The following is a 24,880-nucleotide window of genomic DNA, read 5'->3' as shown; positions in this document are numbered from 1 at the left end:
CTCATTTAGTTTCTAGTCTGGCTAACAGGCTAGAAGTGTCCCAACGTCCACCACCTAACTTTTGTACGTCTGCATAAAATTGATCAACCAAAGCAGTTAGCGGTAAAGTTGAACCATTTTTTCTAGCTTCATGTAACGCTATATCTAAATCTTTACGCATCCAATCCACGGCAAAGCCAAATTCATATTCACCTTGTAACATGGTATTGGCTCGATTTTCCATTTGCCAAGATTGGGCTGCACCTTGTGATATAACTTCAATCACAGCCTTGCAATCTAGTCCGGCTTGTTTGCCGAAATTTAATGCTTCAGCAAGCCCCTGAACGGCTCCCGCAATACAGATCTGATTCATCATTTTTGCTAGCTGGCCACTGCCAACCTCGCCTAACAATCGGCTAAATTTTGCGTAACAATTTAATACAGGTTCAACAACATCATAATGTTTTGGATTTCCACCTAACATTACGGTTAATTGCCCATTTTCTGCGCCTGCTTGCCCTCCTGAAACCGGTGCATCTAAAAACCCCACGCCTTTTTGTTCACATAACAAACCTAATTCCCGAGCGACTTCTGCTGATGCTGTTGTGTGATCAACAATAACTTTACCTTCACTGGCGCCTGCTAAAACGCCATTTTCACCCAAGATTACCGAACGTAGGTCATTGTCATTTCCGACACAAACTAAAACAATATCTGCAGATTCAGCGGCTAATTTTGGAGACACCACAAATTCACCTGAGAACTCATTGGCCCATGCTTTTGCTTTACTTGTGGTGCGATTAAACACCACTACTTGATGACCAGCCTTGGCACAGTGACCTGCCATCGGATACCCCATCACACCAAGACCAATAAACGCGACCCTAAATGACATAAAAACTCCTTAATTTCTTGATCATACGGCTAAAGATGACACTATGTACTCATTAAAAATCAAAGACTAAATTGATAATGGCCGCTCTTAATAACCCCAACACCATATACCAGTTTGATGCGATATTAAACAACGGTGAAAACATTAACTTTGCGCAATATAAAGGCAAGGTATTATTGATAGTAAATACCGCAAGTAAATGTGGATTTACCCCTCAGTATGAAGGATTACAAAGCTTGTATGATCAATTTAAATCTGAAGAATTTATAGTACTTGGATTCCCTTGTGATCAGTTTGGTCATCAAGAGCCTGGTAACGACACTGAAATCGAAGAGTTTTGTAGCCTTAACTTCAACATTAATTTTCCTCTATTTAAAAAAATAGACGTTAATGGCGAAAATACAGTGCCCCTCTACCAATATTTAAAGCAACAAGCGCCTGGCGTACTAGGTACAAAAAATATCAAATGGAATTTCACTAAGTTTTTAGTCAATAAAGAGGGGAAAGTGCTAAAACGCTATGGCTCCACCACTAAACCTGAGAAAATTACGGCAGATATTCAAGCTCTGCTTTAATTTTTAGCTTTGTAACTTTTTTTTAGCGATCACCTGAAAATATTTACCTAACCATAAGTATGGCTCTTGTGCGCCATACTTTATTTCTAGGGATTTCAACTCTTCATAAAGCGTTTGCTGCTTGTCTAGATCACGAAGATAATCGTGAAAACATCGAATACCTGCTTTATGAACTATTGTCACAGGCAATTCAGTAAAATATGCTAACACTTCCTTGGGTTTTAAAGGGTTATTAGGTGTTAGTCTCACCCTATTTTTAACCTGCATGCCCTGCTCTACATAATCAAAATTGCCATAACACATATTTCCGAAAAGCTGTGCATCTTGATTAAAGAAGCTAACCGACATCACCCCTTCTGGCTTGACCAAATTCGCTAATTTTCGTAACACCTCTTTCGGTTTTTCTACCCATTCTAAAACCGCATGACAGATCACTAAGTCATATTGCTCACTTTCATCTAAAGACAAAATATCCGTATGCAAAATACTGAGATCGTCATAACCTTTTAAATTATTACTAGCTACTTCTAGGGCCTGATCTGAAATATCCGTCAAAGTAACCTTGTGACCAAGTTTGAGTAAGGTTTCAGTCATCATGCCTGTACCTCCACCGGCATCTAACACCTTTAATGACTTGATATTTTCTACTTTGGATAAATCAATATTTTGTTGCAAATAGGCCATTAACATATCGTGACGTAAACGGCCTTTAGTTGAGCCATATATATTAGTCTGGAATTTACCCGCAATATCATTAAAACTGCGATCTAATTTTGAATTTTTCATGTCAATATTATGCTTTACGCTGGATTATCAATATCAACAAAACTCGCTTCTAAGCCTAATTGTTGATTAACATATTCAGCTACCGCTTTTGCCCCGTATCGTTCTGTTGCATGATGCCCAGCTGCGTAAAAATGGATATTCATCTCACGAGCAACATGTATGGTTTGTTCTGAAACCTCACCCGTAATAAATGCATCAATGCCTAAATCGGCAGCCTGTTGTATATAACCTTGACCACCACCGGTACACCAAGCAACTGTGCTGATTTGCTTTTTATTTGACGATTCGTGTAAAGGTTGTCGATTTAAATTTAGGGTGATCCTTTGAGTAAGTTCATCTGCTGAAATACTAGGTGAAAACTCACCTCGCATGGCCACGCTATTTGGATTGCCCTCTTCTAAACCAGTTAGGTTATTGATACCTAATAACTTGGCTAGCTGAGCATTGTTTCCTAACTCAGGGTGAATATCTAAAGGCAGGTGATAAGCAAACAAATTTATATTATGAGCTAATAAGGTCTCAATCCTCTTCTTTTTCATACCTGTTATACAGGGATCTTCACCTTTCCAAAAATACCCATGATGGACAAATATCGCATCAGCGTTAACACAAACTGCATGATCAATTAGAGCTTGTGTAGCAGAAACCCCAGTGATCACTTTGCTTATTGTTTGTTTGCCTTCAACCTGAAGGCCATTTGGGCAATAATCTTTTATTTTATTTGGACTAAGCAGTTTCTCAAAAAAGCATAATAATTCAGTTCTTGTCACCGACATTTAAGTTCCTAAAAAGCGCGAAATCGCCTACTTTATTAACAAAAAGTTGCAAAATTAGACATTATAGTTAAAAAAAGGTATAAAACCCGACCATATTTTGTAATTAAACATATAAAAGGCAAAGACCTGACTATGAGTAAATTAGATAAAGACCAAGTAATCGCCGCATACACAGAAGCTTATACTAAGGCTAATGGTAAAGCTCCTAACATCGAAGCAAAAGGCGGTTGGTACAGTGTTGATGGTGCAAAAAACATACGATTAGCTGAACTAAACGAGCAAATTTCAACATTAGATTCTACAAAAGTAACACCTACTGAAAAGGCACTTGTTGAGTCTAACAAAAAAGCTGAAAAGAAAAAATCAGCTGAAAAAACTCCAACAACGGCTAAGAAAAAAGCAGCATCTAAAACAAAGTCAAAAGCTAAAAAATCTGACTTCTCTGTTAAAGCATTTTATGCAGACAGAATTAAAACTGAAAATTCTGGCGTAAAACTACCTCGTTAGTTTTAAACCCATAAAAAAGGCTGCTAAAATTCGAATTTTAGCAGCCTTTTTTATGGGGCCTTAAGGGCTGTTTATCTCATTACTTTACATCTAAAACAAACAAGGTTGCCAATGGATCATTCGCTTAAACCTTTCCGACAATAGTCTGTTTAATTCAACAAAGCGCATAACCTTTTCATTTTCACCTGAAATACACTGCCACACAAAATTATGGCAATTATTGTTAACCACATCATATTGTGAGTATTCAAATATTCTAGCAACGGCATTTTCAAAAGTTTGGCGCTCAGCGAAAGGCTGATAAACTGAATTACAAGCAATAAATATCTGTTCACCGCTTCGGTCTTTAAGAAACCTCTGGGGAGAAACACCTCGAATCAAACCATTACCTTTCAACTCAATAATCTTGCCATCCAACCAAATACCAGAATGGTCAAACATCTCATAGACACCACAACATACAATTGCACCATCCATTGGTTTTACTGCACGATCACAATCTCCTGGTAATGTCCCCACTACTTGTTTAAATTGTTTATCGCTTGAATATTTAGCCCCTGCTAATAAAGCTAAAGCCGAGGCACCAAACCAAAATAAAGGAGCAGGCATATTATTACCCGTTAATTGATACTGATACCAAAGATAAATAATATTTACCGTTAAAAGCAATATTGAATATGTAAGTAAACGCGTCTGAATATAACCTAAACGAACAGTATTAAATAAAATAAAACTTAACAGCTGTGCCGCTGTTAGTTTACTCTGTGCAAATTGCAGTTAAGTCACTAAAGTCTATGAAATTAATTAATAAATCTAATAAATTAGAAAACGTCTGTTACGAGATCCGCGGCCCAATTTTAACCGAAGCAAAAAAAATGGAAGATGAAGGGCATCGTATTCTTAAACTCAATATCGGCAACCCTGCCCCGTTTGGTTTTGAAGCACCTGACGATATATTGAAAGATGTGATCCACAACTTACCTAATTCTCAAGGCTATTCTGATTCGAATGGTATTTATTCAGCTCGTGTGGCGGTTATGCAATATTACCAACAATTACAAATCAAGAATGTCAGCATAGACGATGTATTTATTGGCAATGGTGTGAGCGAACTAATTGTTATGGCCATGCAAGGCCTGTTGAATAATGACGATGAGGTATTAATTCCTGCCCCTGATTATCCTCTTTGGACGGCAGCAGTCAGTTTAGCCTCAGGAAAACCTGTGCATTATTTATGTGACGACAGCAACAATTGGCAACCCGATATAAAAGATATTCGTAGCAAAATTAGCGACAAAACTAAGGCTATAGTATTAATTAATCCAAACAACCCAACTGGCGCGGTGTACAGCCGAGAATTGCTACAAGAGATTATAGAAATAGCCAGAGAGTTTGGCATTGCCATCATAAGTGATGAAATTTACGATAAAATTTTATATGACCATGCAAAACATTATTCAATCGCAGCTATGGCCAACGATGTGTTTTTTATCACCTTAAGTGGGTTGTCAAAAAATTACCGTGTGGCAGGATTTAGAGCTGGTTGGTTAGTGGTCAGCGGCAATAAACGTATTGCTAATGGTTACATAGAAGGACTAAACATGCTGTCTTCAATGCGCATGTGTGCCAACGTCCCCAGTCAACACGCTATTCAAACCGCATTAGGCGGCTATCAAAGTATTAATGAATTAATTAGTCACGATGGACGATTGAAAATTCAAAGAGATCTCGCTTTTGAAATGCTAAATGCCATTGATGGTTTAGAGTGTGTTATTCCTCAAGGTGCCATGTATTGTTTCGTTAAAGTAGATGCTGAAAAATTCAATATCACCAATGACGAAAAAATGATCTTAGATTTATTACGTGCAGAAAAGGTACTGTTAGTCCATGGTTCAGCATTTAACCTGCACCAAGGCTGCTATTTTAGATTGGTATTTTTACCTAGTGTAGACGTCCTCAAACCAGCCTTAGAAGGTATTGCTAATTTCTTTGCACATTATAAGCAAGTAAATTGATTCGTGAGGTTTCTCATTTTACCATTTGAGATGCGTAAGTTCGTAGCTTACGCCTTCTAACATAAATGTGTTTTACCGTAACTTGTAATGAATTTTGAATCTAAGGGCCTGCTTAAACCAAGATAATGTTAATCGCTAGATTTTTTACTTTCAGTATGCTCATAGCCAGATGATAAACCCCAAGACACAAACTTTCCTTTAGAAAAAGCAAGCTTAATTGGTTCATAATGATTTAAAAAGAGTCAAGCCATAACACATATAAAGGCTTCAAGTTACCAAACAATAATAAATTTCCTCTAAAAACAGGGAGTTGTATTAAAATTTAAGTATAGAATCTATTTCTCAATATCAATCTAATTCAAGCATAAATATCTATCAATAATTGTATAAAGTAATTTATATAGATAGAATATGAATAATTTGTTAAATAATTAGCCTGAACAAGGAAATGCGCTACCGATGTTAGAAAAACACAGACAACAACTTATCAAGGACATCTTAGACCAACAGCAATTTGCTAGCGTTCCGGATTTAACTAAAAAACTAAATGCCTCTGAAGCAACTATTCGTAGAGACATTACTAAAATGTCAAAGCGAGGAGAAATTAATAAAATTCGTGGTGGAGCTGAGTCTATAAATGGCGAACCTAAAAAGAAACATATTGCCAGCTCAGCTTTTATCGTTGATAAAGCCAAACGTGTTAATACAAAAAAGTTAATTGCAAAACGTGCGGTTGAATTATGTGAAAATGGCGGCTCAATTATAATCAATGGTGGTAGTTCAACTTACATGATGGGCGAATATTTAGCTAATTTTAGTTTAAATATATTAACTAATTCATTTGTACTAGCTAACTACCTATCAGAACACTCTGATATTCAGGTGACCTTACCTGGTGGCGAAATTTATCGCGAGCAAGGAATTATTTTAAGCTCCTATGATAGAGACAGCAGCGAATATTTTCATGGCACTATGATGTTTATGGGTACACCAGGCATAGGTGAATTTGGTGTAATGGAATCCGACCCACTATTGATCCGCTCAGAACAAAAACTCAAAAAACAAACAGAAAAACTTGTTATTTTAGCCGATAGTTCAAAGTTGGGTAAAAGAAGTAATTTTGTTTTCTGTCCTTTATCTGAAGTAGATATTTTAATAACCGACTCTAAAGCAGACCCTGAATTAATTAAATATTTTGAAAAACATGATATTGAAGTAATAGTAGTTGAGGCAGTAGGCGACGAGTAAGCTCTTATACTAGATACTAGATATTGATCCTAAAGAACTTCTCTTTAGGATCTTAAACTATTACCTTATTGGTAAGCACAAATCGCTTAATTATTTTCAGCTTGTGCTCGCCATAAATCTCTATACTCAATTAACCATTCAAGATTAACAACGCCAGCTTCAGCCGCATCTATATGACAGTCTACTTTGCCCCAGCTAGTTAAATACCCAGCACCTTGCACTGTGCCGGTTGAATCCTTTGATAAAAATACTTGCTGCTCACTCCTCAATTGATTGAGTACCGCACATAACAATGGATTTTTCAAAAAAGCACCTTCAATAAATACTTTACCTTGGGCGTTTAGTTTATCAAGTTGGTAGTCCATCATTAAGGCGCAATATATTGTAGCTAAGGCAATACCGCTGATTTTATCCACTTCCCCAACAAACTTACTTGGTTGACCGCCAAAAGGTCCGCTTCCTTGACTAAAATCTGGCAAAGCAAACACTTCTTGGTCAATTATTTTTTGAATATCACTTTCTTCAAACTGCTCACCAAGCCAAGAGCCTGCTTGTTCACATATTTCTTCAAATTCACGACCGCCCATAAAACGCGCACAAGCAATGGGCTCACCCATAGCATCTATATTGGCCAGCATATCTTTAGTCTCATCTAAACTATCAAGTGATACTTGAGATGCCATAAGTATTGTCCAGGTACCTGTCGACACTACGGTAAATGGAGTGTCCTTATGTGCAAGTCGATAACGTAAAAAGCTAGCATTACTGTCATGAATACCATTATAAAAATGACAATCGAGTGACAAACCTAACTCTTTAGCCAATGCCGGTTTGAGTTTTCCACAATCCGCCCATGCCGGTTTAATTTCCGGAAATAACTCCTCACAACCAAGAGCATCAATTAAACTAGAATATTGATTATTTTTTACCGACCACAGGTCGGTATGACAACCTAAAGAGGTAATTTCAGAGTATAAAGTGCCAGTAAAACGCCAAGCCCAATACTGTGGATACATTAATATATCGGTGGCTTGTGAGAAAGCATCAGGAAAATTGTTTTTTAACCAATACAACTGGCGCCCTAAATTTAAACCTACTGGTAAATCCGGAGAAAAGGTATCGTTAAAAGAAGGTCTCACTTGTTTATAATCTAGAGATTTTTCTACCAACTCACTGTATTCATAATCTAAAACCGGTAAAACTAAACCATCTTTTTTATCCGTATTTCTATCTATTACAGCAGCAGTTGCGCCATGTGTTGTTATCGTTAATGCACTGATATTGGTATGCTCAAGGGATGCAGCTTTAATATTTCCCACTAACCAATGCCATATTTTATCCGTATCAGCACTTGGGTATATACCGCCATTGACAACCTGATTCTTCATCTGTCGAGAAAAAACTGAATCAAACCTATTGTCTAACACATGTAACTTCACATGAGTCTTACCAATATCAATAACTAAAGATTTGTCGTGCATACTAACTGTCATTAATTTTTTCTTTATTTTTGTTGTGCATTCAAAGCGATTAATAATCAACAAACACCTATGTAATCAGTGTCTAGCTATACATATTTACTGGGTAAATCAAATATTACAATTCACATAAAGCACAAGTGACCACATATGACCATAATAGAGTATTTATGATTTATTATCTATATTTAATACATAACCGAGTATTAAAAAGCGACAATTTATATTACTAGACTGCCGCTATAAGCTTACATTTGTAACTGAAGTTAATTTTCTGAGAACTCATGTAATAACAAAACACTCGGTTGGCTTATCACAACATGTGCTCTATCCCGATTACCAGGCTGGCTATACCAGGATAAATAGTATCTCTGCCCTTCTGGCCCAAGATCCCCTTTACCCGAAAATACCGAATGTTCAAGTGGAAGCTCAGTAGATTTCATCATCATACTATTAGAGTTTTTAGTAACTGGTTGAATAATAGATGGGTAGAGCTCCGCTGGTTCAATCTTAGTTGTCCGCAAACTGTCATGATCTACAACTATACGCATCACTTCATCGTTTTTTCGCACCAAAACACCAATATTACCATCGGCCAACACACTAGGTTTGTATGGTTTAACAGGAAAACGCCCTAACGATCCACCTCCTCCAAATTCCCACCTAAATCCTTTCCAATCACTTATTTGTACACTATTCCAACTAGCCTGTTCGCGGCGAGCCAAATACATTTGAGTGTCACCGTTTGGATCGTATTTGTGATAAGTGATCATAGGTTTGTTGTGTTTATCAAAACCAAGTTTAACGTTGCCATTGATCATGCCTTCACCGGGTTTTACTGGGTCGACAACTTCTGTTTTTGCCAACGTTAAAGGTAAAGCCAAGGGGTTGCCACTAGAGTCTTCCCAACTCACCAAATCAGGGCTTCGAGCATAGGATAAACTATGATTAGTAGCCGCATTAGGCGTATTACGCCATACCCATATTAAATGAAAGTTACCATCTGGCCCCAAAGTCGGGCCTTCAAAATAACCGCTCATTAATCCTTGGCCATCTAAAAATTGGTTTGCATGTAAACGTGACCAAGTTTTAGTTTTTGTGTCATATATATTGTAAATTTCGTTTCCATTACCGCTGCCACCGTCACGGTACTTAACTAATAACTCCCCAGCTTTATTCAACATAAAAATAGGGTAAGTCATGCGCTGTTCAACACTTTTATCAACCATCACTTCAATTCGCTTCAATGAGCGCACTTGGTGAGGTTCACTGGTACGGAAATATTCCATAGGATCGGCGTGGATATTACCCATAACATGAATATGTCCTTCAGAATCCACTTCTAAAGTCACGTAGTTATGGCTATCCCAGCCCAACCAACTATCCACTTTATAATAACGCCAAGGCGCGCCAAGTTTACGATGAGCTACTGTCATTTGGCGGTTAGCATCAAAATACGCAAGGTATTGATGCTCACCTCGAGTGAGTAAATAAGGCTTAATTCTATGACCCGACCATACGGTATCAATGGCTATAGATTTAATTTGTTGTTTTTGCATCTCACTTGCCGCCGTTACAATATTCACTTGAGTAAAGAACACTGCCGCCGACAAAATGACTAAATACGATTTCAATTTTTGCTTGAAGTTAATCACATATACCTCTAATAAAACGAATAATGGATCCATAAAGCCATTCGACATAAGACCCATTCCTTTAAAACAAAAAAAGCTTAGCAACCTTAATATGAACTTTCATATCACAGTTACTAAGCTTAAAGAAAGGCAGAACCTAGCCTTTCAATTTACACACAAACTTTAGAATTTGTAGCTAGCTGATACTTTATAAATACGACCTGTATAACTTAACTGGTGTATTGCATCGTCGGTGTAACCATAATGTGATGTAGTAATTTCATCCGTTAGGTTAATCGCCTGTACATATAACTTAAGGTTTTTAGAAACTGCATAAGAGCCAGAGAAATCTAAACGCCCTTTGGCTTTAATCGTTCTGGTACCTGTACCTAAGAAGCTATTCGCACCAGCAGTTTTTTGATCATCACGCCAGTTATAAGCAAAACGTAAACTAACACCATCGTTTTCCCAATAAGTGATCACGTTAAATGACTCAGGAGACACTCGTGATAATAGGCCTTCATCACCCTTCTGGTCGATTTTAGTGTAGTTAAATACACCACCGAAACCATTCCAAGGGTATGGTAAAAAGTCTAGTTTCTGTTGAATCGCTAGCTCAAAACCTTCTACTTCAAGTACTTCATCACTATTAACCGGATTATCGATATTAACAGTACGGTTTCTTGCTTCTTGTTGTATCTCACCTTCTTCTCCTAAAAACTCTGGAGTAAATAGCTCAACTTGCTGACAGGTATCACCCACTAATTCAATCTGACCAATGAAGTCATTAACCATGGCATCTGAACCATCAGTAGGACAATAAATATCATCTTGACCAAACAAATTACTAATTTCTTTCTTAAAGAAACCAATCGAAATCGCACTACCTTCGCGGTTATACCATTCTAAAGAAACATCATACATATCTGCTTCATATGGTTTTAACGTTGCGTTTGGTTTTTTAAGGGATACTGAATTATTACCCGCTTGATAGCTAGGTGTTGGGCGTTGTGAGTTAACATTTGGTCTTACAATGCCTTCATAATAAGCCGCACGTAATACCACGTCTTCAGTTAACTCAAAGGCAATATTGGCCATGGGTAATGTATTGTTGTAACTATCTACAAAGTTAACCGGTGAATAGGTTGTAGTGCCTGATTCATCTGTCTGGGTTTGAAAACCATCAAAAGTATTTTCAGTTTTAACCTGACGTACACCAAAGTTACCAGTGTAAGTAATATCAAGTGGTAATTCGCCAGAAAAATCAGTGGTTACATAAAACGCGGTAATCTCTTGTTGTACATCATAGTTATAATCAAAGAACCAGCCTTGACCATTAGGTTTTCTTGCTCTATCCCAAAAACCAGCACGGTTCATGGTGGTTGAGAAATGTAATTCATCTAACGAGCCTAAAGGTACTTCATTACGATCAGTGATAATACCATTTTGTAGTGCTGCAATAGTGGCATCGTTATCTACGGTAACCCAGCCACTGTTTTCATCAAAAGTCCCTGGAATATTGCCATTAAAGAAAGGCGCTTGCTGAGCTGACAAAGGGTTATTTGAAAGCAACGAAGCACTTAGATTATTCAGGTTTACCCCACCTAAACCATGTACTTTATCAATACTTTCAATTGATTCTGTCTGATAACGTCCGCCCATTTTTATAGAATCAAAACGTAAACCGTCACCAAATCCAAACTCAGTATAACGCTGGGCGTTGAACTCAGCACTACCCATGTCAGACAACAAATCACGAGTACGGCCGTTCACATAGGTAGATAGACGTCGACCTTGGTTGGCATCAGCAAGTACCGAAAGACCATTATCTGTAACAGGTCTCGGTGTATCTGGCCAAATATTATCGTAAACATAAGGTACTTCTAACCCACCGCTTACTCGAATATCGTCTATGTCTCCGCGACCAGTATTGATGTAACCATTAAAACCACTAGGCGTTTGTGACGCATTTCTGTTGCCTTGGTGATTATAACCCACACCTATGTTGGTAAATTCATTCTCCGCTTCAGAATACGCTACCCTAGCATCGTAGACCCAATCATCGGCTATATAGTCAGCATATAAAATTATACCGGTTGTTTTTTCATGAAAGGTTGTTTTACGGTTTTCATTTTGTAACTTACCATTTTGGAACGAAATAGCAGGGGCAATATACGCCTCTCCGCCACTACCATCTGCCGTTAAGGCTGTATAGGCAAATGGTGCTACGTCCATATCTAAAGTCACTACACCTTGATGAAAGTCGTTACCTGCATTAGTCCTGTGTAAGCCTGTCTCAAAATTGGTTACTTCTTTCGTACCGTCATCTAAATTACGCTCTGACATTAGAATATGAGCACCTAGTTTTAAGTCATCTGTTGCACGGTATTCAATGTTACCGCTAAATGATGATCTGTCACCATTACTGTACTGAGTGACATTTTTTGCTTTTTGTGGCACACGTAATTCGGCATCAGCTGGTACGCCCCATGTTTCTCGGTATTCAGCAACATTCGTCGCACGTACGCCATCATTGGTGTTTCTACCTAGATGGTTAGGCATAACATCGGCAACGTCGTCTGCGTAAACATAGTCGATAATATCAAAGGTATCTCGTCTAAATTCTTGACCAGAATGGCTGAACTTAAAGGCCACCGCTAATTTATCTTCAATTAAATGTTTAACACCCGAGAATTTAATATTAGGGTTATGTGACTCAGCTAATGATTCGTAACGATCACCAATACTGATAGTCGCTGTACCATCTTTTTTCGATAGCGCCTGTTGTAGCTTTTTATCGACAATACCGGCTAAGCCACCTTCTTGTAAGTCAGCAGTGGGAGATTTAACCACTGTCACACCATCAAATATACCTGATTCAAAAGATGAAAATGGGTTAGGTGCACCTACTCGGTTACCGCCCGCTGGTGTAGGGGTGGCAAAAGACTGACCAAAAGCAGTAGTCTTAACAAAACCACTACTTAAACCACGTAAACTAATGGTAGATTGACGGCCTTCAGATTCTGAATTTAATTGCACGCCTGGCAAAGCTTGCAATGCTTCACCTAAATCAAGTGCAGGTAGTGCATCGATATCTGTTGCAGAAATCGCATCAACAATTGATGCTGCTTCTCGTTTTACATTTAGTGCATTCTCTAATGAACTTCGAACGCCAGATACTTCAATAACTTCTACTGACTCTGCTTGTCTTCTCTTTTCGATTGCTGAATTAACTTCTTGGGCGATTACGCTTGGTGCACTTACCGCAAATAGCAAACTAGCAGCACTGCTTATAACAGCACCTTTAATTATTTTATTATGATTTACATTAGGTTTTTGATTCTGCATTTTGACTCTCTCTAAAAGTAAGAATTTGTTATTTTTATTGTTATTATTATTCGCTAGTTACGTTGACAAATATCAACACATGTAAACAATTCGTTAACAATTGTAGCACTCAAAAAAATTAAAACAAATCATTTTCAATCATAATTGTCACATATAAGACAAGCATAAAATTAAACTATTGTTTTAATTGAAGTTTAAACTTTAGATAAATTCCACAAAAAATAATGACAATGTAAAAAACAGCCACAATTAAATAAAATAGCGATATACAAGGTAAATAAACAATCCATTTAAGTCATATTTGGCTAATTATGATTGTAAATAAACTGTTAACTGATAACCCTCCAAACAATTACAAAAACATAGGATATATTTTTTGAACCGCTTTAGTTTGGTATGCTTGTAGGTGAGCTACATGCATATAGCGAATAAATCCCCCGATGTGATGGTCTCCTTACTAATTGGGCATTTAAGCGTTAACTATCTGCCAAAATTGAATTGAAATAAAAGTAGTGCCGTTTGTACGCCATTTCTGCCCCCTCAGCTCTGACTCATATACATATGTAGAACAACTACACCACATCCGTGCTTCATTGTATAAATAGCGCCTTATTCGCTGCAAAAACATTCATCATAGACCAGCATGCCATAATTTGAGTGATCAATTTAGAGCAAATTAGGCATGAGTTAATTGGCTACATATGAATTCGACGAAGGGACTAATTAAATTGCATTTTCATTCACATTGGTGCAACATCTCAAGCTTGTATGAAAACAATACAAGTGAATTTTAAGAGTTAACGGCTATGTCTAATGGTTACCTTTTTTAAACACAACACATTAAATATAGAATGCCGTTAGTAAAATTGGCGAAGATCATTAGTTAAGTTACACCAATCCCAAAATAGTAGGAAACCAATTATGCGTATACATTTCACTCCACTTTTACTAGCTTTAACCGCCAGTGCTGCATTATTAGGCTGCGCTACAAATCATTCAGGATCATCTGCAGAAACAAGCGAGACTGCGTCTACAGGCTTACCAAAAGTCATGGCTTATGGCCGATTTGTACCTGAGCGTCGAGACGACTTTGCATGGGAAAACGACAAAGTAGCTTTTCGTGTATACGGTCCTGCAGCTCCTTTAAAAGGACATTCTAGTGGTGTCGATGCGTGGCTTAAAAAAGTAGACTATTCGATAATCGATAAATGGTATCAAGCTCATGTTGATGGCATTTCTTATCACGAAGATCATGGCGAAGGTTATGACCCATACCACACAGGCATCAGCCGAGGTGTAGGTGGAACTGCAATATGGTTAGATGGTAAACCTTATACCGCGCACAGTTATAAAAGTTATAAAGTACTTGAAAGTGGTGGAAATAACTTTGCTGTTGAACTGGAATACGAATGGTATACACCGCTTGGCATAGTTAAAGAAATGAAAACTATTTCATTACCATTAGGCACACATTTATTTCAAGTTGACTCTGTTTTTACCTTAGACGGTAAGCCAAGTGTGTTACCCATAGCGATTGGCGTGGCTACCCACGATGAAAAAGCTCAAGTTTTCTTTAATAAAGAAACCGGCCGTATTTCAGCTTGGGAAGTCATCGATGACTTAGGTATAGGTACAGGCGCCCTACTCGCTCCAGAGTTAGTAGAAAGTATTAAACATATACCAACAAATGTGAAAGATGAAAGCCATATTTGGATGTTTACTAAAACTGACGAACAAGGAAAACTATCTTACAAATCAGGTTTTGCGTGGCAAGGTGCAGGTGAAATCACAACTAACCAAGCTTGGCAGACTTATTTGGATAATCAAACAAAGTAACAGCGATAATTAGCTAAGGCTGTGCTTCATAATGCTTAGCCTTAGCTTATTTCTTTCACAAGTGATATACCTATCCCTAACAAGAATAATTGCAGAGCTTTATTTAAATAACCCTACCCAATAAAATTAACAGTTCAAACTGCCATCACTTCGGCTTTAACTTGTATATCACTTAGAGTTCTTAGTATTTCGGTAGTCACCACAGCATTTCTCCCATGCCTAAACAATTCCTAAAGTAGTATAAAGCCCTAAAAACTGAGGTTCGAATATTGTAGTGAAATTCACTGCTTACCATATATCCTTGGTCTAGGTGTTTATTCCCCCTCAAGTAAGTGTTGAGCCAAAGGAGTGAAAACCTTACTAGAACGATCCCACGGGTTAATTTAAAAGAGCGTACACTCGAAAAAATTACTCCCATATTTTTCACACTCTAAGTTTTATGACTAAATTTGATTAAATAAAAATCAACCCCAACATCAATATGTAATACAATAAGATTTTATGACTAATATTGATTTAATTTAAATAATTTTGATGTTACATTAAATTAACAAGTTTATTTACTCTGTAATAACTCGTTAATTTTATAGAGGTAATTGTAAAAATAAAATTGATATTAAATTCAACATTTATTAGGAATTAAAAATGTATAAACATAAAGGCAGTTTAAATCATATTATATCCTTAAAGGGAGCTGTTATTGGCAGCACAGCGAGCTTACTACTTGCTGTAAGTACACCAAGTGTCATCGCTCAAGAAGTAAATTCAGCGCTTGAGGCTAGAAAAGCAACTGAAAATGTAGAGGTTATTGAAGTATCTGGAGTACGTGCATCGTTAGAAAATGCATTAAATACAAAACGTGAAGCATCATCGATTGTGGATGCTATTTCAGCAACCGACATAGATGCTTTACCTGCACTTGACTTTGGTGAGGCATTACAAGCAATACCGGGAATTCAGTTAGATCGCTCAGGAGAAGGCCGTCAATCAACAATTAGCTTACGTGGATTATCAGGTGGTTTTGTGAAAACAACCGCTTTTGGTCAAAGTTTTGCGACGCCAAGTAGAACTTTTAGTCCAACAGGTGGAACTAATCCTTTTGCAGCCTTTGAAGCAGGGGTTTTTGATGGTGTTACTGTAGTAAAGACCCCCACTGCAGATATCCAAGCAGGTGGTATGGCTGGTGTGGTTGATCAGCAATTACAACAAGCTCTGTCAAAAGTAGATGGTAAATATAGCGTTAGTTTTGGCGGTCGTTATGAAGAGTTAACAGGAAATACTGATAAAACCTTAAAATTTTCTGCTTCTAAACATCTAATTAAAGATAAGTTAGCTGTTGCGTTTAAATTCTCCGGATCCGAGCAAACCTTTCGTCGCGATTTAATGCAAACAGCTGCCCATTCTGACCTAGTTGGAACAAATCGCTCTGGTGTACCCGTTTCAAAAACCCTTGATGAATACAAAACCAAATTTGGCCTTAGTGATGATGCTATTATTAGAGGCGTTTCTGATGCGCGTAATGTAACAGAGTTTAGTGATGGTGATCGGATTTCATTTACCGGGAATATAGAATGGAAACCAAGCGATGAATTAAAGCTAGGCGCTCATGTTCTATATACAGAAAGAGATTTAGGAGATGGTACTAAAGAAGATGTTGTTGTTGGTACTGGATTACATCATAGTAACAATGACAATCACCAATTCAGCTCTCAGGTTGAACCTGACATGGACACGGCGCCTTTCATCTACAAACATGACGACAATGGTAATCCAATCTACTTTGTTAGCAATGTACATTACACCGATGGTAATTATCAGTATACCAACCGTAAAACAACGTTTTTAGAAAGCTCAAAAGGTTTGTTTCTGTATGCAGATTATGCCAAAGGTGACTGGGCAATTGATAGTAAAGTAAGTTACTCAGAGTCTGAAAACCAATTTATGAATATTGGTATCGACTTTATTCATAACCAGCACCACAGTGCTGAAGTAAACTTCACCCCTGAAGGTGGCGAAGGTTCTTTATATCCAGCACTTGCGACTGGGATAAACGGTCAGATTAGTACAGGTCAGGGTAATATGGCCGATATGATAGTTACTTTAAGTAATTGGGATAGCTATAATTATGACGATTTAAACTGGTCTGCGCCAAGCACTACAAGTCCTACATTAACTTCGATAGATGAATCAAATGATGGTCGTCGTGTACAATTTCGTGTTAACGGACGAGTAGACAACCCTAAACGAGATATGGCCGCTGCAGAATTTAATGCTGAGCGTTACACCGAGTTTGGTTTTGGAGATTTGATTAATATATCGTCCATTCAATTCGGTGGACGCTATAGCGTTGAGTCTTTGGTCAATGATGATAATCGAGTCAGTATTTCAGGACTAGATACCAGTAACATTGAAGGCGCTTTGGTTCACGACAACCTACTGTCTGTACAACAAACAGCGTATTTTAACGGTAAAATTCCTGGTACCTTTGGACAAGGAACTGGTTGGCAAACATTTGACAATGATGCAACCGCATCACAGTTACAAAGAAATTTAGCTGATTTATCTAAAGTAACAGAAACAAACCCTGTTGCATTAGAGAACGTTTATCCAAGTGGTTTTTATGAGCGCCTCGATGGAAACGGCTTCCCTAATTTTTATACTAATAATTTCACCGTAGACCAATCAATTACTGCGGCTTATTTTATGGCTAACCTTACTGGAGTGTTAGGGGGTATCGAATACACTGGTAATATTGGCGCTCGTTATGAAAATACGACAAACGACTTTGTTGGCCCACGAGTCGACAATGGTCAGATTTCTGAATTTGAATATGAAACAGAGTACGATAATTTCTTGCCATCAGTAAATCTGTCTTTGGAGTTAACTGACGATATACTTTTACGTACCGCACACTATCAGTCCTTAGTTAGACCTAACTTGAGATCACAAAACCCGTCCATTTCCGTGAATGGTGGCGACAATAATGTTAATATTAGTTTACCAAAAGCAGAATTAAATCCGTATACCGCTAACAACTATGATTTATCCCTCGAGTGGTATAACCGTGAAGGTAGTGCTGTTTCTATCGGTTTATTTAAGAAAGTGATAACTGATCTATTTGCTAGAGATAATCCATGCCCCAGTTTTGGTGAATATCCCTACATTGATGAAGAGTTCGGCGCTTTACAAGGTGATAATTCAGACCTTGAAGGTAATTGTCTACAAGTAGCTGAGTTTACAAAGCCAGACGGTGAAGTAGTAAACCGAAGTGTAAATGTGACTCGTCATTATAATGCCGATAATGAAATTAAATTAAACGGTGTTGAATTTGCGTTGCAACAAAAACTAGACTTCTTACCGTATCCTTGGAATGGGTTAGGTGGAGTATTTAACTACACTTACATTGATCAAAAAGGTGCTGAAGGTGACAATAAACTATATAAAGTTTCTCCTCGTTCTTACAATTTAATAACTTACTGGGAAAATGACGGCATTAGTTTACGTTTAGCTTATAACTGGCGTGACTCGTTCGATATTCAAAGTAGTAATTCATATTTTGGAATTGAAAATAAGAAAACGAAAGCTAGTGGACGCTTAGATTTCTCAGGCTCATATAAAGTGAATGAGCGATTAAATTTATATTTAAAAGCTTATAATTTAACAGATGAGCAAGTATATGAGTACTTTGGAGATGATGAAAGAGCACTCGCTCGTATTGATTACACTGGCCGTATTGTCTCAGTTAGTGTGAATTATTCATTTTAACTTTAGACATAAAAATTATCTAAAAATAGGGTTAAACTTTAATACAGAGTCATAAGTAGATTAATTTTTAGCGCTTTAAAATTAGCCCCCGGTATATCAAGAATACCGGGGGTTGTAAGCCCCCCCTTTATAACAGCAGGCAGCTTTTACTCTAGTGTGCATTACTCCCCAATTCTCCCAATAAATTAAACTAAAAAAATAATTTTAAGATAAAGATGCCAATTAACGTAATAACACTTTTTGACTACAATAGCCGATTGATACTATCTATTATTCAAGGTATGTTTTAGGCATAGGTCATGTTGTCATGCCAATTAAAAATTTAGTCAAAATATTATTAAATACAACAAAATGTGCTCATAAATAAAACTATAAAAAGAGAATATGCTATGAAAAGAAGAGAATTTTTGACTACTTCAGCACTTGCAGGTTCGGTGTTGTTGAATCCATTTCCACTTGCATTTTCTGCTAGAAATAATGACTTAGTAACGTCGCAACATTCCGATTATCTACAGCTAGCCAATTCGCTACTTAAAACTTGGTGCGATGGTATGCTGCAGCATCAAGTTGTAGACAAAACCAAACCAGAACTCCATGGTGCATTGTGGTGCCCTGCTTGCCAAAAAATCCATGGCCGTTGTATGGATGCGGTTTATCCGTTTATGCATATGGCTCACAAAACAAAGGATAAAAAATACCTAGATGCTGCAGTTTTATCCATGCAATGGGCTGACAATGTCTCAAAAGACGACGGCAGTTGGACAGTTATCCCCGATCCTAAATCTTGGGCAGGCATCACCGTTTTTGGAGCCATAGCGCTAGCTGAAACCCTCCACTATCACGGTGAAATATTACCTCCTGAGATCAAAAAAGCGTGGACAACACGTCTAGCTGAGGCAGCTGATTACATCTACAAAAATTTCGATTTAACCTTTACTAATATTAATTACGGTGCAACGGCTATTTATGCGCTAAACCTAATTGGTCGCGAGTTAGGTGAGGACAAATACATTGATAGAAGCCGCCACTTAGCCAAAGGCATCAAAGGTTTTTTCACTAAGCCTAATAAATTTATATTTGGTGAAGGAAAACCTAGTCAATCCAGAAGTAAAAAAGGTTTACTACCGATAGATTTAGGCTACAACGTTGAAGAAACATTGAACGGTTTAGTTATGTATGCTCGCCATGAAAACGACACTGAGTTACTAACACTTTTATCAGATTCCATGTCTACTCACTTAGAGTTTATGGTACCGGATGGCTGCTGGGATAATAGCTGGGGCACTAGACATGCTAAATGGTCTTACTGGGGAAGCCGCACCACAGATGGTTGCCAACCGGCATTTGGCCTGATGGCCGATATAAAACCAGAGTTTGGTACCGCCGCTTTTTTAAATACTGAGTTATTAGCCAATTGCACTAACGATGGACTACTACACGGTGGTCCTCATTATGTCAGTCATGATGTATTACCTTGTATTCATCATACTTTTGCCCATGCTAAACCCTTAGCCACTATGTTAGATACACCTCAAGCGTTGTCTAAAATAACCAAAAAAACACCGATTCCCCGTCAGCAAAACTATGGAATAAAACATTTTTCTGAATTAGATGTATGGCTAGTAGCAAAAGCAGGCCTTAAAGCCACAGTATCCTCCTACGATTCACTTTATAAAGCAGGTAATCAACAGATCCAACAGGCAACCGGCGGCGCAATTGGACTTCTATGGCATAAACTCAGTGGCCCACTAATGGTGGCTAGTATGCCTAAATATTACATGGTTGAAGTGAATAACCAACAGCCTCAGCCCGATGGAGAAGATATTGCTTTAACCCCTCGTATCGAAACCTATAACGCCAAAGGTGAATGGTTTACTAATTTATATGATTTAGAAGCTAAGGTCTCGAGTAATGAGAAAAACGGCGTATCAAACATAGATGTAACAGCACAGTTAAAAAATGATTACAGCCAAACCATTAACGACAAGCAAAATCCTTTTTCGCTAAATTATGAATTCTCTGATAATGCATTAAAAATATCGGTGCAACGATTATCAGCTAAAACACCCGAAGAAGGTGATACTCGCCTAACCTTGCCTCTCGTGGCCACAAGCGACGAAGGTGTAAAGCAATTATCTGAGCATCAAATCGTTATTATTAAAGAAAAATGTTCAGTGTTAGTTTCAGCCAACACACCAATAACCCTACGCAAAACCAAACAAAAAAGAGTGTTTAATATGGTGCCCGGTGTTGAAGCAATCATAGTTGATGCCAAACTCCCAGAAGAAATTAATTCAATTTTAACTTGTACAGTGAATGTAATTTCATAGTAACGACTCCCAAAGCCTATTCTTTTAAGGCAACACAATTTAATTACAAATAAAAGGTGAAATATAAAATGGAAAAAATAGCGTTTGTCATGACCTTATTACCCGGTCATGAAGCAGAATACAAAAAACGACACGATGAAATTTGGCCAGAATTAGTCACCGCCCTAAAAGATGCTGGTGTATCCGATTATTCAATCTTTTATGAAGAGGAATCCAACAAGTTATTTGCGGTACTAAAACGAACCGAAAACCATACTATGGACAATTTACCTCTCGAGCCAATTGTCAAAAAATGGTGGGCTTTTATGGCTGATATTATGCAAACCAATGATGACAACTCACCTGTGGTTAATGATATTAAACAAGTATTTCACTTGGAATAGTTGAGTACACAATCAAGTACCCTATAAAATATCCAGTTAAAGCCCGTCAGGCTAGTTTGAAGGGTGACGTCATGTCACCCTCTTAAAATCAATCACTTATAATCAAAACAAGCAAAGTTTTAGACCATAAAACAACAACCTAAAACAACTTAGCCAAATAAATGTTAAAAAACCTTTAAATTAGTTGGTTTTTTGTTTAAATTAGACCTTGTAAGACAACACATTACATACAAAAAACAACAGAGGACCACTCATAATGAAACACACACTCATTAAAAAAAGTAGTTTAGCCATGGCTATAGCCGTAGGACTAAATGGAATGTCAGGGGCAGCAATTGCACAATCTGCAACAGAACAAGCTGAGTCAACCGAAGTAATCGAAGTCACAGGTATTCGTACGGCACTCGCAAGCGCTTTAGCTGAAAAACGCGCCGCAGCAAATATCAAAGAAGTTATCAAGGCAGAGGATATTGGTAAATTACCAGACAACAACTTGGCTGAAGTACTGGAAAATATTACTGGTGTGCAAATTGATCGAACAAATGGCGTAGGTACTGGTGTTCAAATACGTGGTACGAGCGCTAACCGAGTAGAAATAAACGGTGTTTCATCTGTCAGTTCAGGTGCTGGTCGTACAGGTATCAGTTTTGAAGATTTACCAGCAGCACTTATTTCTTCTTTGGAAGTAACCAAAGCATCAACGGCTAAAACCGTTGAAGGTTCGGTAGGTGGTACTATTAATTTGCGTACCTTACGCGGTAACAGCTTAAAAGAGCGTTTAACACAATTTAGAGTACAAGCTGAAAACAGTGATTTAGCTGACTCTACTACTGCAAAGTTCTCTGGAACCTTCGGCGACAACTGGGAAACCGATTTAGGTAAAGTGGGTGTAGTAGTAACAGCAAGTTTGGCTGAGCAAGACGTAGCTTCGGCTAATCCACGTTTTGACCGAGACCGAGTAAACGAACCAGGCTCTAGCCCAAGCTCTGAATCATTTCCTTTCTTGAGAACGCAGTTTTTAGATCAGCCGTTAAACGCAAGAAATTATGAAACAAAAAATATGACTGCGTCTATCGAATTACAAAAAACTGACGACTTAAAGTTTTATTTTGATGCAACTATCAATGATCAAGAAAGCGCGGATACTAATTCTCGTGCGTTCTTTTCTGGTGTAGGTGGTAACCCCGTTATTGATAACACTACTGGCCACACCTTTGAAACCATTAACCTAGGTACGGTTGACGGCAAATACGGCATGTTAGACCTTGGCGAAGTACAAGTAGTGACTAGCGGTATTTTAGGTGTAGGTTCTGAAGTTGTTGGAGGCAGAGATAGAATAGATCCTAATTTACGTACTGGTAACAGTAACTCAGCCCGTCAAACCACTAGCCGAGTATTTGCATTTGGTAGCGAATATAGTGCAGATAAGTATCAGTTAACCTTAGAAGCATCTTATTCAGATTCAGAATCTGATAACCCATCTCTTAACTCATCACTTGATTTTATCAATCCAAATGGTGTGCAGCCTGGACCAGGTACTTTCAATGATAACGGTACGCCAGCAATATTTAATATTGCCAATGACACATTTGAATTTGGCATTGCTCAAGGTTTACCAGAGACTCCAACAACGGCACAGCTACTTAACCCTAGTAACTATGCGCTTCGTAGTATTGGCGAAGGCTTAAGAACTCGAGAAGGTACTGAAGCGGCTTTGCGTGCAGATATTACTTATGATGTATCTGATTTGAATTCATTCTTTACTGACGTTGATGCTGGTATCCGTTGGAATAAAACCACCAACACGACTGACAATATGTCTTCATCTAATAGTTTTGGTAACTGGAACCGCCCAAGAGCTGATTTGTTCTCAGAAATTGTTGTACCTGGAGCAAGTAACTTTGGCGACGTAGATAGCCGAACACTATTTGTTAGCGATTATCTAATTATTGATAACGATGTATCGTTCAATAACCCGCAACTTGTACTGAATACCATCAATGATGCGATTGCGACCAATAACGCCCTACAAGGCAGTGAAGTGAATTCTCTTCTTGCCACTCCTACTACATCTATATCTTCATTTTTTGATATTGAGGAAGTGACTACAGCAATGTATGTCCAAGGTAATTATGAAGCTGAATTGGGTGATGTTTTTGTAACAGGTAATGTGGGTGTAAGATACGTAACGACTGATCTTGAATCACTTGGTAACAGTGAAGTTAATGGCGTAGTTACCCCAAGCTCTGAGTCTTCGGATTATGATTTTGTACTTCCACGCATCAATGTTAATGCTGAATTATCAGACGACATGATATTAAGACTAGGTATAGGTAAAGATATTCGTCGACCTAACTTTGATTCATTATCGACATCTGCTACCTTTGGTGCAAGTGCATCTGGTACTGTTAACGTTGGTAACCCTGCGCTAGAGCCTGAAGAAATATGGTCTTACGATTTATCTTTAGAGTATTACTTCTCACCTTCAAGTTTTGTTAGTGCGGGTATTTTTCATAAAGAAAGAACTAACTTAATCACTTCGATCCAAGACGAGCCAGCTGAGCCTATCGGCGCCACTGGTCAGATCGAGCGAGATGTAACAGCACCATGTGAAGATGGCGGTATATTTAACCCTAACGTACCACCAGAAAACTACAACGTATTTTCTAGTCGTACTGATACACAAGGTATTTGTGTCGCAAAACGAAGCCAAATCAATGCTAATGGCACTGAAACTCAAAGCGGTATTGAGTTTGCAGCTCAATATGACTTAAGTGAGTATGAAGACGAATTAGGTTGGGCTTCTGGTTTTGGTATTATTGCCAACTACACCTATCAAGAATCTGGGGCTGCGTTAGACGAGTTCCGTAATGCTTCAGGTGCAATTAACCAAATATTAGGCAGAACTGACACAGATAACAGCACACCTAGTTTGGCTGATGACGTAGTTACCGAGCGTATTACTTTAGATAAACTATCTGAAAATGCATATAACATTACAATGTTTTATGACAAACATGACTTTAGTGTTCGTATGCGTTACACGTGGAGAGATGCGTTTACAGAAACATTGGGTCGTATGAGATTTAATATCCCACCAGTAGTTGGCGCTCGTGGCCAGCTTAATATGAGTGTTAATTACGATGTTAACGAGATGGTCTCTGTTGGTATCGATGGAGTTAACTTAACTCGTGATGATCGTACAAGATGGTGCTTTAACGAAGGTACTTTATTGTGTGAACAAAGCTTAACAGATCGCAGAGTAACCCTTGGCGTAACAGTTAAACTGTAATCAGTATTATTGCCTAAAAGCAATAATCTATGT

At 38.0% G+C, this 24,880-nt stretch carries 16 protein-coding genes; 9 read left to right on the top strand and 7 right to left on the bottom strand.

All coding sequences use genetic code 11. The features are described 5' to 3' along the window. Window position 1 precedes the first annotated feature (1 nt). Window positions 2-874: an NAD(P)-dependent oxidoreductase gene (locus L0668_RS02550; RefSeq protein WP_235310487.1), complete on the bottom strand. Its 873-nt coding sequence runs from the start codon at window positions 872-874 to the stop codon at window positions 2-4. 77 nt (window positions 875-951) lie between these two features. On the opposite strand from L0668_RS02550, the gene L0668_RS02545 reads away from it, so the two are divergent. Then, on the top strand, window positions 952-1,449 hold the full coding sequence (locus L0668_RS02545) for a glutathione peroxidase (protein WP_235310486.1): 498 nt from the start codon (window positions 952-954) through the stop codon (window positions 1,447-1,449). Between the two features lie 3 nt (window positions 1,450-1,452). Here L0668_RS02545 and L0668_RS02540 read toward each other — a convergent pair whose 3' ends face one another. Continuing rightward, on the bottom strand, window positions 1,453-2,235 hold the full coding sequence (locus tag L0668_RS02540) for a methyltransferase (RefSeq protein ID WP_235310485.1): 783 nt from the start codon (window positions 2,233-2,235) through the stop codon (window positions 1,453-1,455). Window positions 2,236-2,249: 14 nt separating this feature from the next. Beyond that, window positions 2,250-3,011, bottom strand: a complete 762-nt coding sequence (locus L0668_RS02535; protein WP_235310484.1) for a Nif3-like dinuclear metal center hexameric protein — start codon at window positions 3,009-3,011, stop codon at window positions 2,250-2,252. A 132-nt stretch (window positions 3,012-3,143) separates the two neighbouring features. On the opposite strand from L0668_RS02535, the gene L0668_RS02530 reads away from it, so the two are divergent. Beyond that, the gene (locus tag L0668_RS02530) at window positions 3,144-3,518 is read left to right on the top strand and encodes a hypothetical protein (protein WP_235310483.1); all 375 of its coding nucleotides are present in this window, start codon (window positions 3,144-3,146) and stop codon (window positions 3,516-3,518) included. 90 nt (window positions 3,519-3,608) lie between these two features. Here the strand turns inward: L0668_RS02530 and L0668_RS02525 are convergent, their stop codons facing one another. Continuing rightward, complete coding sequence (locus L0668_RS02525; RefSeq protein ID WP_235310482.1) at window positions 3,609-4,127, bottom strand: hypothetical protein; 519 nt, start codon at window positions 4,125-4,127, stop codon at window positions 3,609-3,611. Between the two features lie 185 nt (window positions 4,128-4,312). Here L0668_RS02525 and L0668_RS02520 point away from each other — a divergent pair, with 185 nt between their 5' ends. Next, window positions 4,313-5,533, top strand: coding sequence for a pyridoxal phosphate-dependent aminotransferase (locus L0668_RS02520; protein ID WP_235310481.1), 1,221 nt, complete (start codon window positions 4,313-4,315; stop codon window positions 5,531-5,533). A 459-nt stretch (window positions 5,534-5,992) separates the two neighbouring features. Beyond that, window positions 5,993-6,781, top strand: coding sequence for a DeoR/GlpR family DNA-binding transcription regulator (locus tag L0668_RS02515; RefSeq protein ID WP_235310480.1), 789 nt, complete (start codon window positions 5,993-5,995; stop codon window positions 6,779-6,781). Window positions 6,782-6,867: 86 nt separating this feature from the next. On the opposite strand, the gene L0668_RS02510 is transcribed toward L0668_RS02515, so the two are convergent. From L0668_RS02510 to L0668_RS02500, 3 genes are all read right to left on the bottom strand, one after another. Then, window positions 6,868-8,274 (bottom strand): FGGY-family carbohydrate kinase, encoded by a 1,407-nt coding sequence (locus L0668_RS02510; RefSeq protein ID WP_235310479.1) that lies wholly within the window; start codon window positions 8,272-8,274, stop codon window positions 6,868-6,870. Window positions 8,275-8,525: 251 nt separating this feature from the next. After that, a complete protein-coding gene (locus tag L0668_RS02505) occupies window positions 8,526-9,962 on the bottom strand; it encodes a BNR repeat-containing protein (RefSeq protein ID WP_235310478.1) in 1,437 nt (478 codons plus the stop codon). Between the two features lie 114 nt (window positions 9,963-10,076). Further along, entirely contained in the window at window positions 10,077-13,241 is a 3,165-nt protein-coding gene (locus L0668_RS02500; RefSeq protein WP_235310477.1) for a TonB-dependent receptor, read from the bottom strand. 921 nt (window positions 13,242-14,162) lie between these two features. On the opposite strand from L0668_RS02500, the gene L0668_RS02495 reads away from it, so the two are divergent. The 5 genes from L0668_RS02495 (at window position 14,163) to L0668_RS02475 (ending at window position 24,847) form a co-directional block, all read left to right on the top strand. Then, window positions 14,163-15,077: a DUF4861 family protein gene (locus L0668_RS02495; RefSeq protein WP_235310476.1), complete on the top strand. Its 915-nt coding sequence runs from the start codon at window positions 14,163-14,165 to the stop codon at window positions 15,075-15,077. Window positions 15,078-15,722: 645 nt separating this feature from the next. Continuing rightward, a complete protein-coding gene (locus L0668_RS02490) occupies window positions 15,723-18,842 on the top strand; it encodes a TonB-dependent receptor (RefSeq protein WP_235310475.1) in 3,120 nt (1,039 codons plus the stop codon). A gap of 389 nt (window positions 18,843-19,231) precedes the next feature. Then, window positions 19,232-21,172 (top strand): ulvan lysase-like protein, encoded by a 1,941-nt coding sequence (locus tag L0668_RS02485; RefSeq protein WP_235310474.1) that lies wholly within the window; start codon window positions 19,232-19,234, stop codon window positions 21,170-21,172. A gap of 68 nt (window positions 21,173-21,240) precedes the next feature. Next, window positions 21,241-21,555, top strand: coding sequence for an L-rhamnose mutarotase (gene rhaM, locus L0668_RS02480; RefSeq protein ID WP_235310473.1), 315 nt, complete (start codon window positions 21,241-21,243; stop codon window positions 21,553-21,555). Between the two features lie 256 nt (window positions 21,556-21,811). Then, window positions 21,812-24,847, top strand: coding sequence for a TonB-dependent receptor (locus L0668_RS02475; RefSeq protein ID WP_235310472.1), 3,036 nt, complete (start codon window positions 21,812-21,814; stop codon window positions 24,845-24,847). The last annotated feature ends 33 nt before the right edge of the window (window positions 24,848-24,880 follow it).

The organism is Paraglaciecola algarum (assembly GCF_021532655.1).
Classification (GTDB): Bacteria; Pseudomonadota; Gammaproteobacteria; order Enterobacterales; family Alteromonadaceae; genus Paraglaciecola; species Paraglaciecola algarum.
The sequence above is the reverse complement of the archived record's forward strand: the minus strand, read 5'-3'. Positions and strand labels throughout refer to the sequence as shown.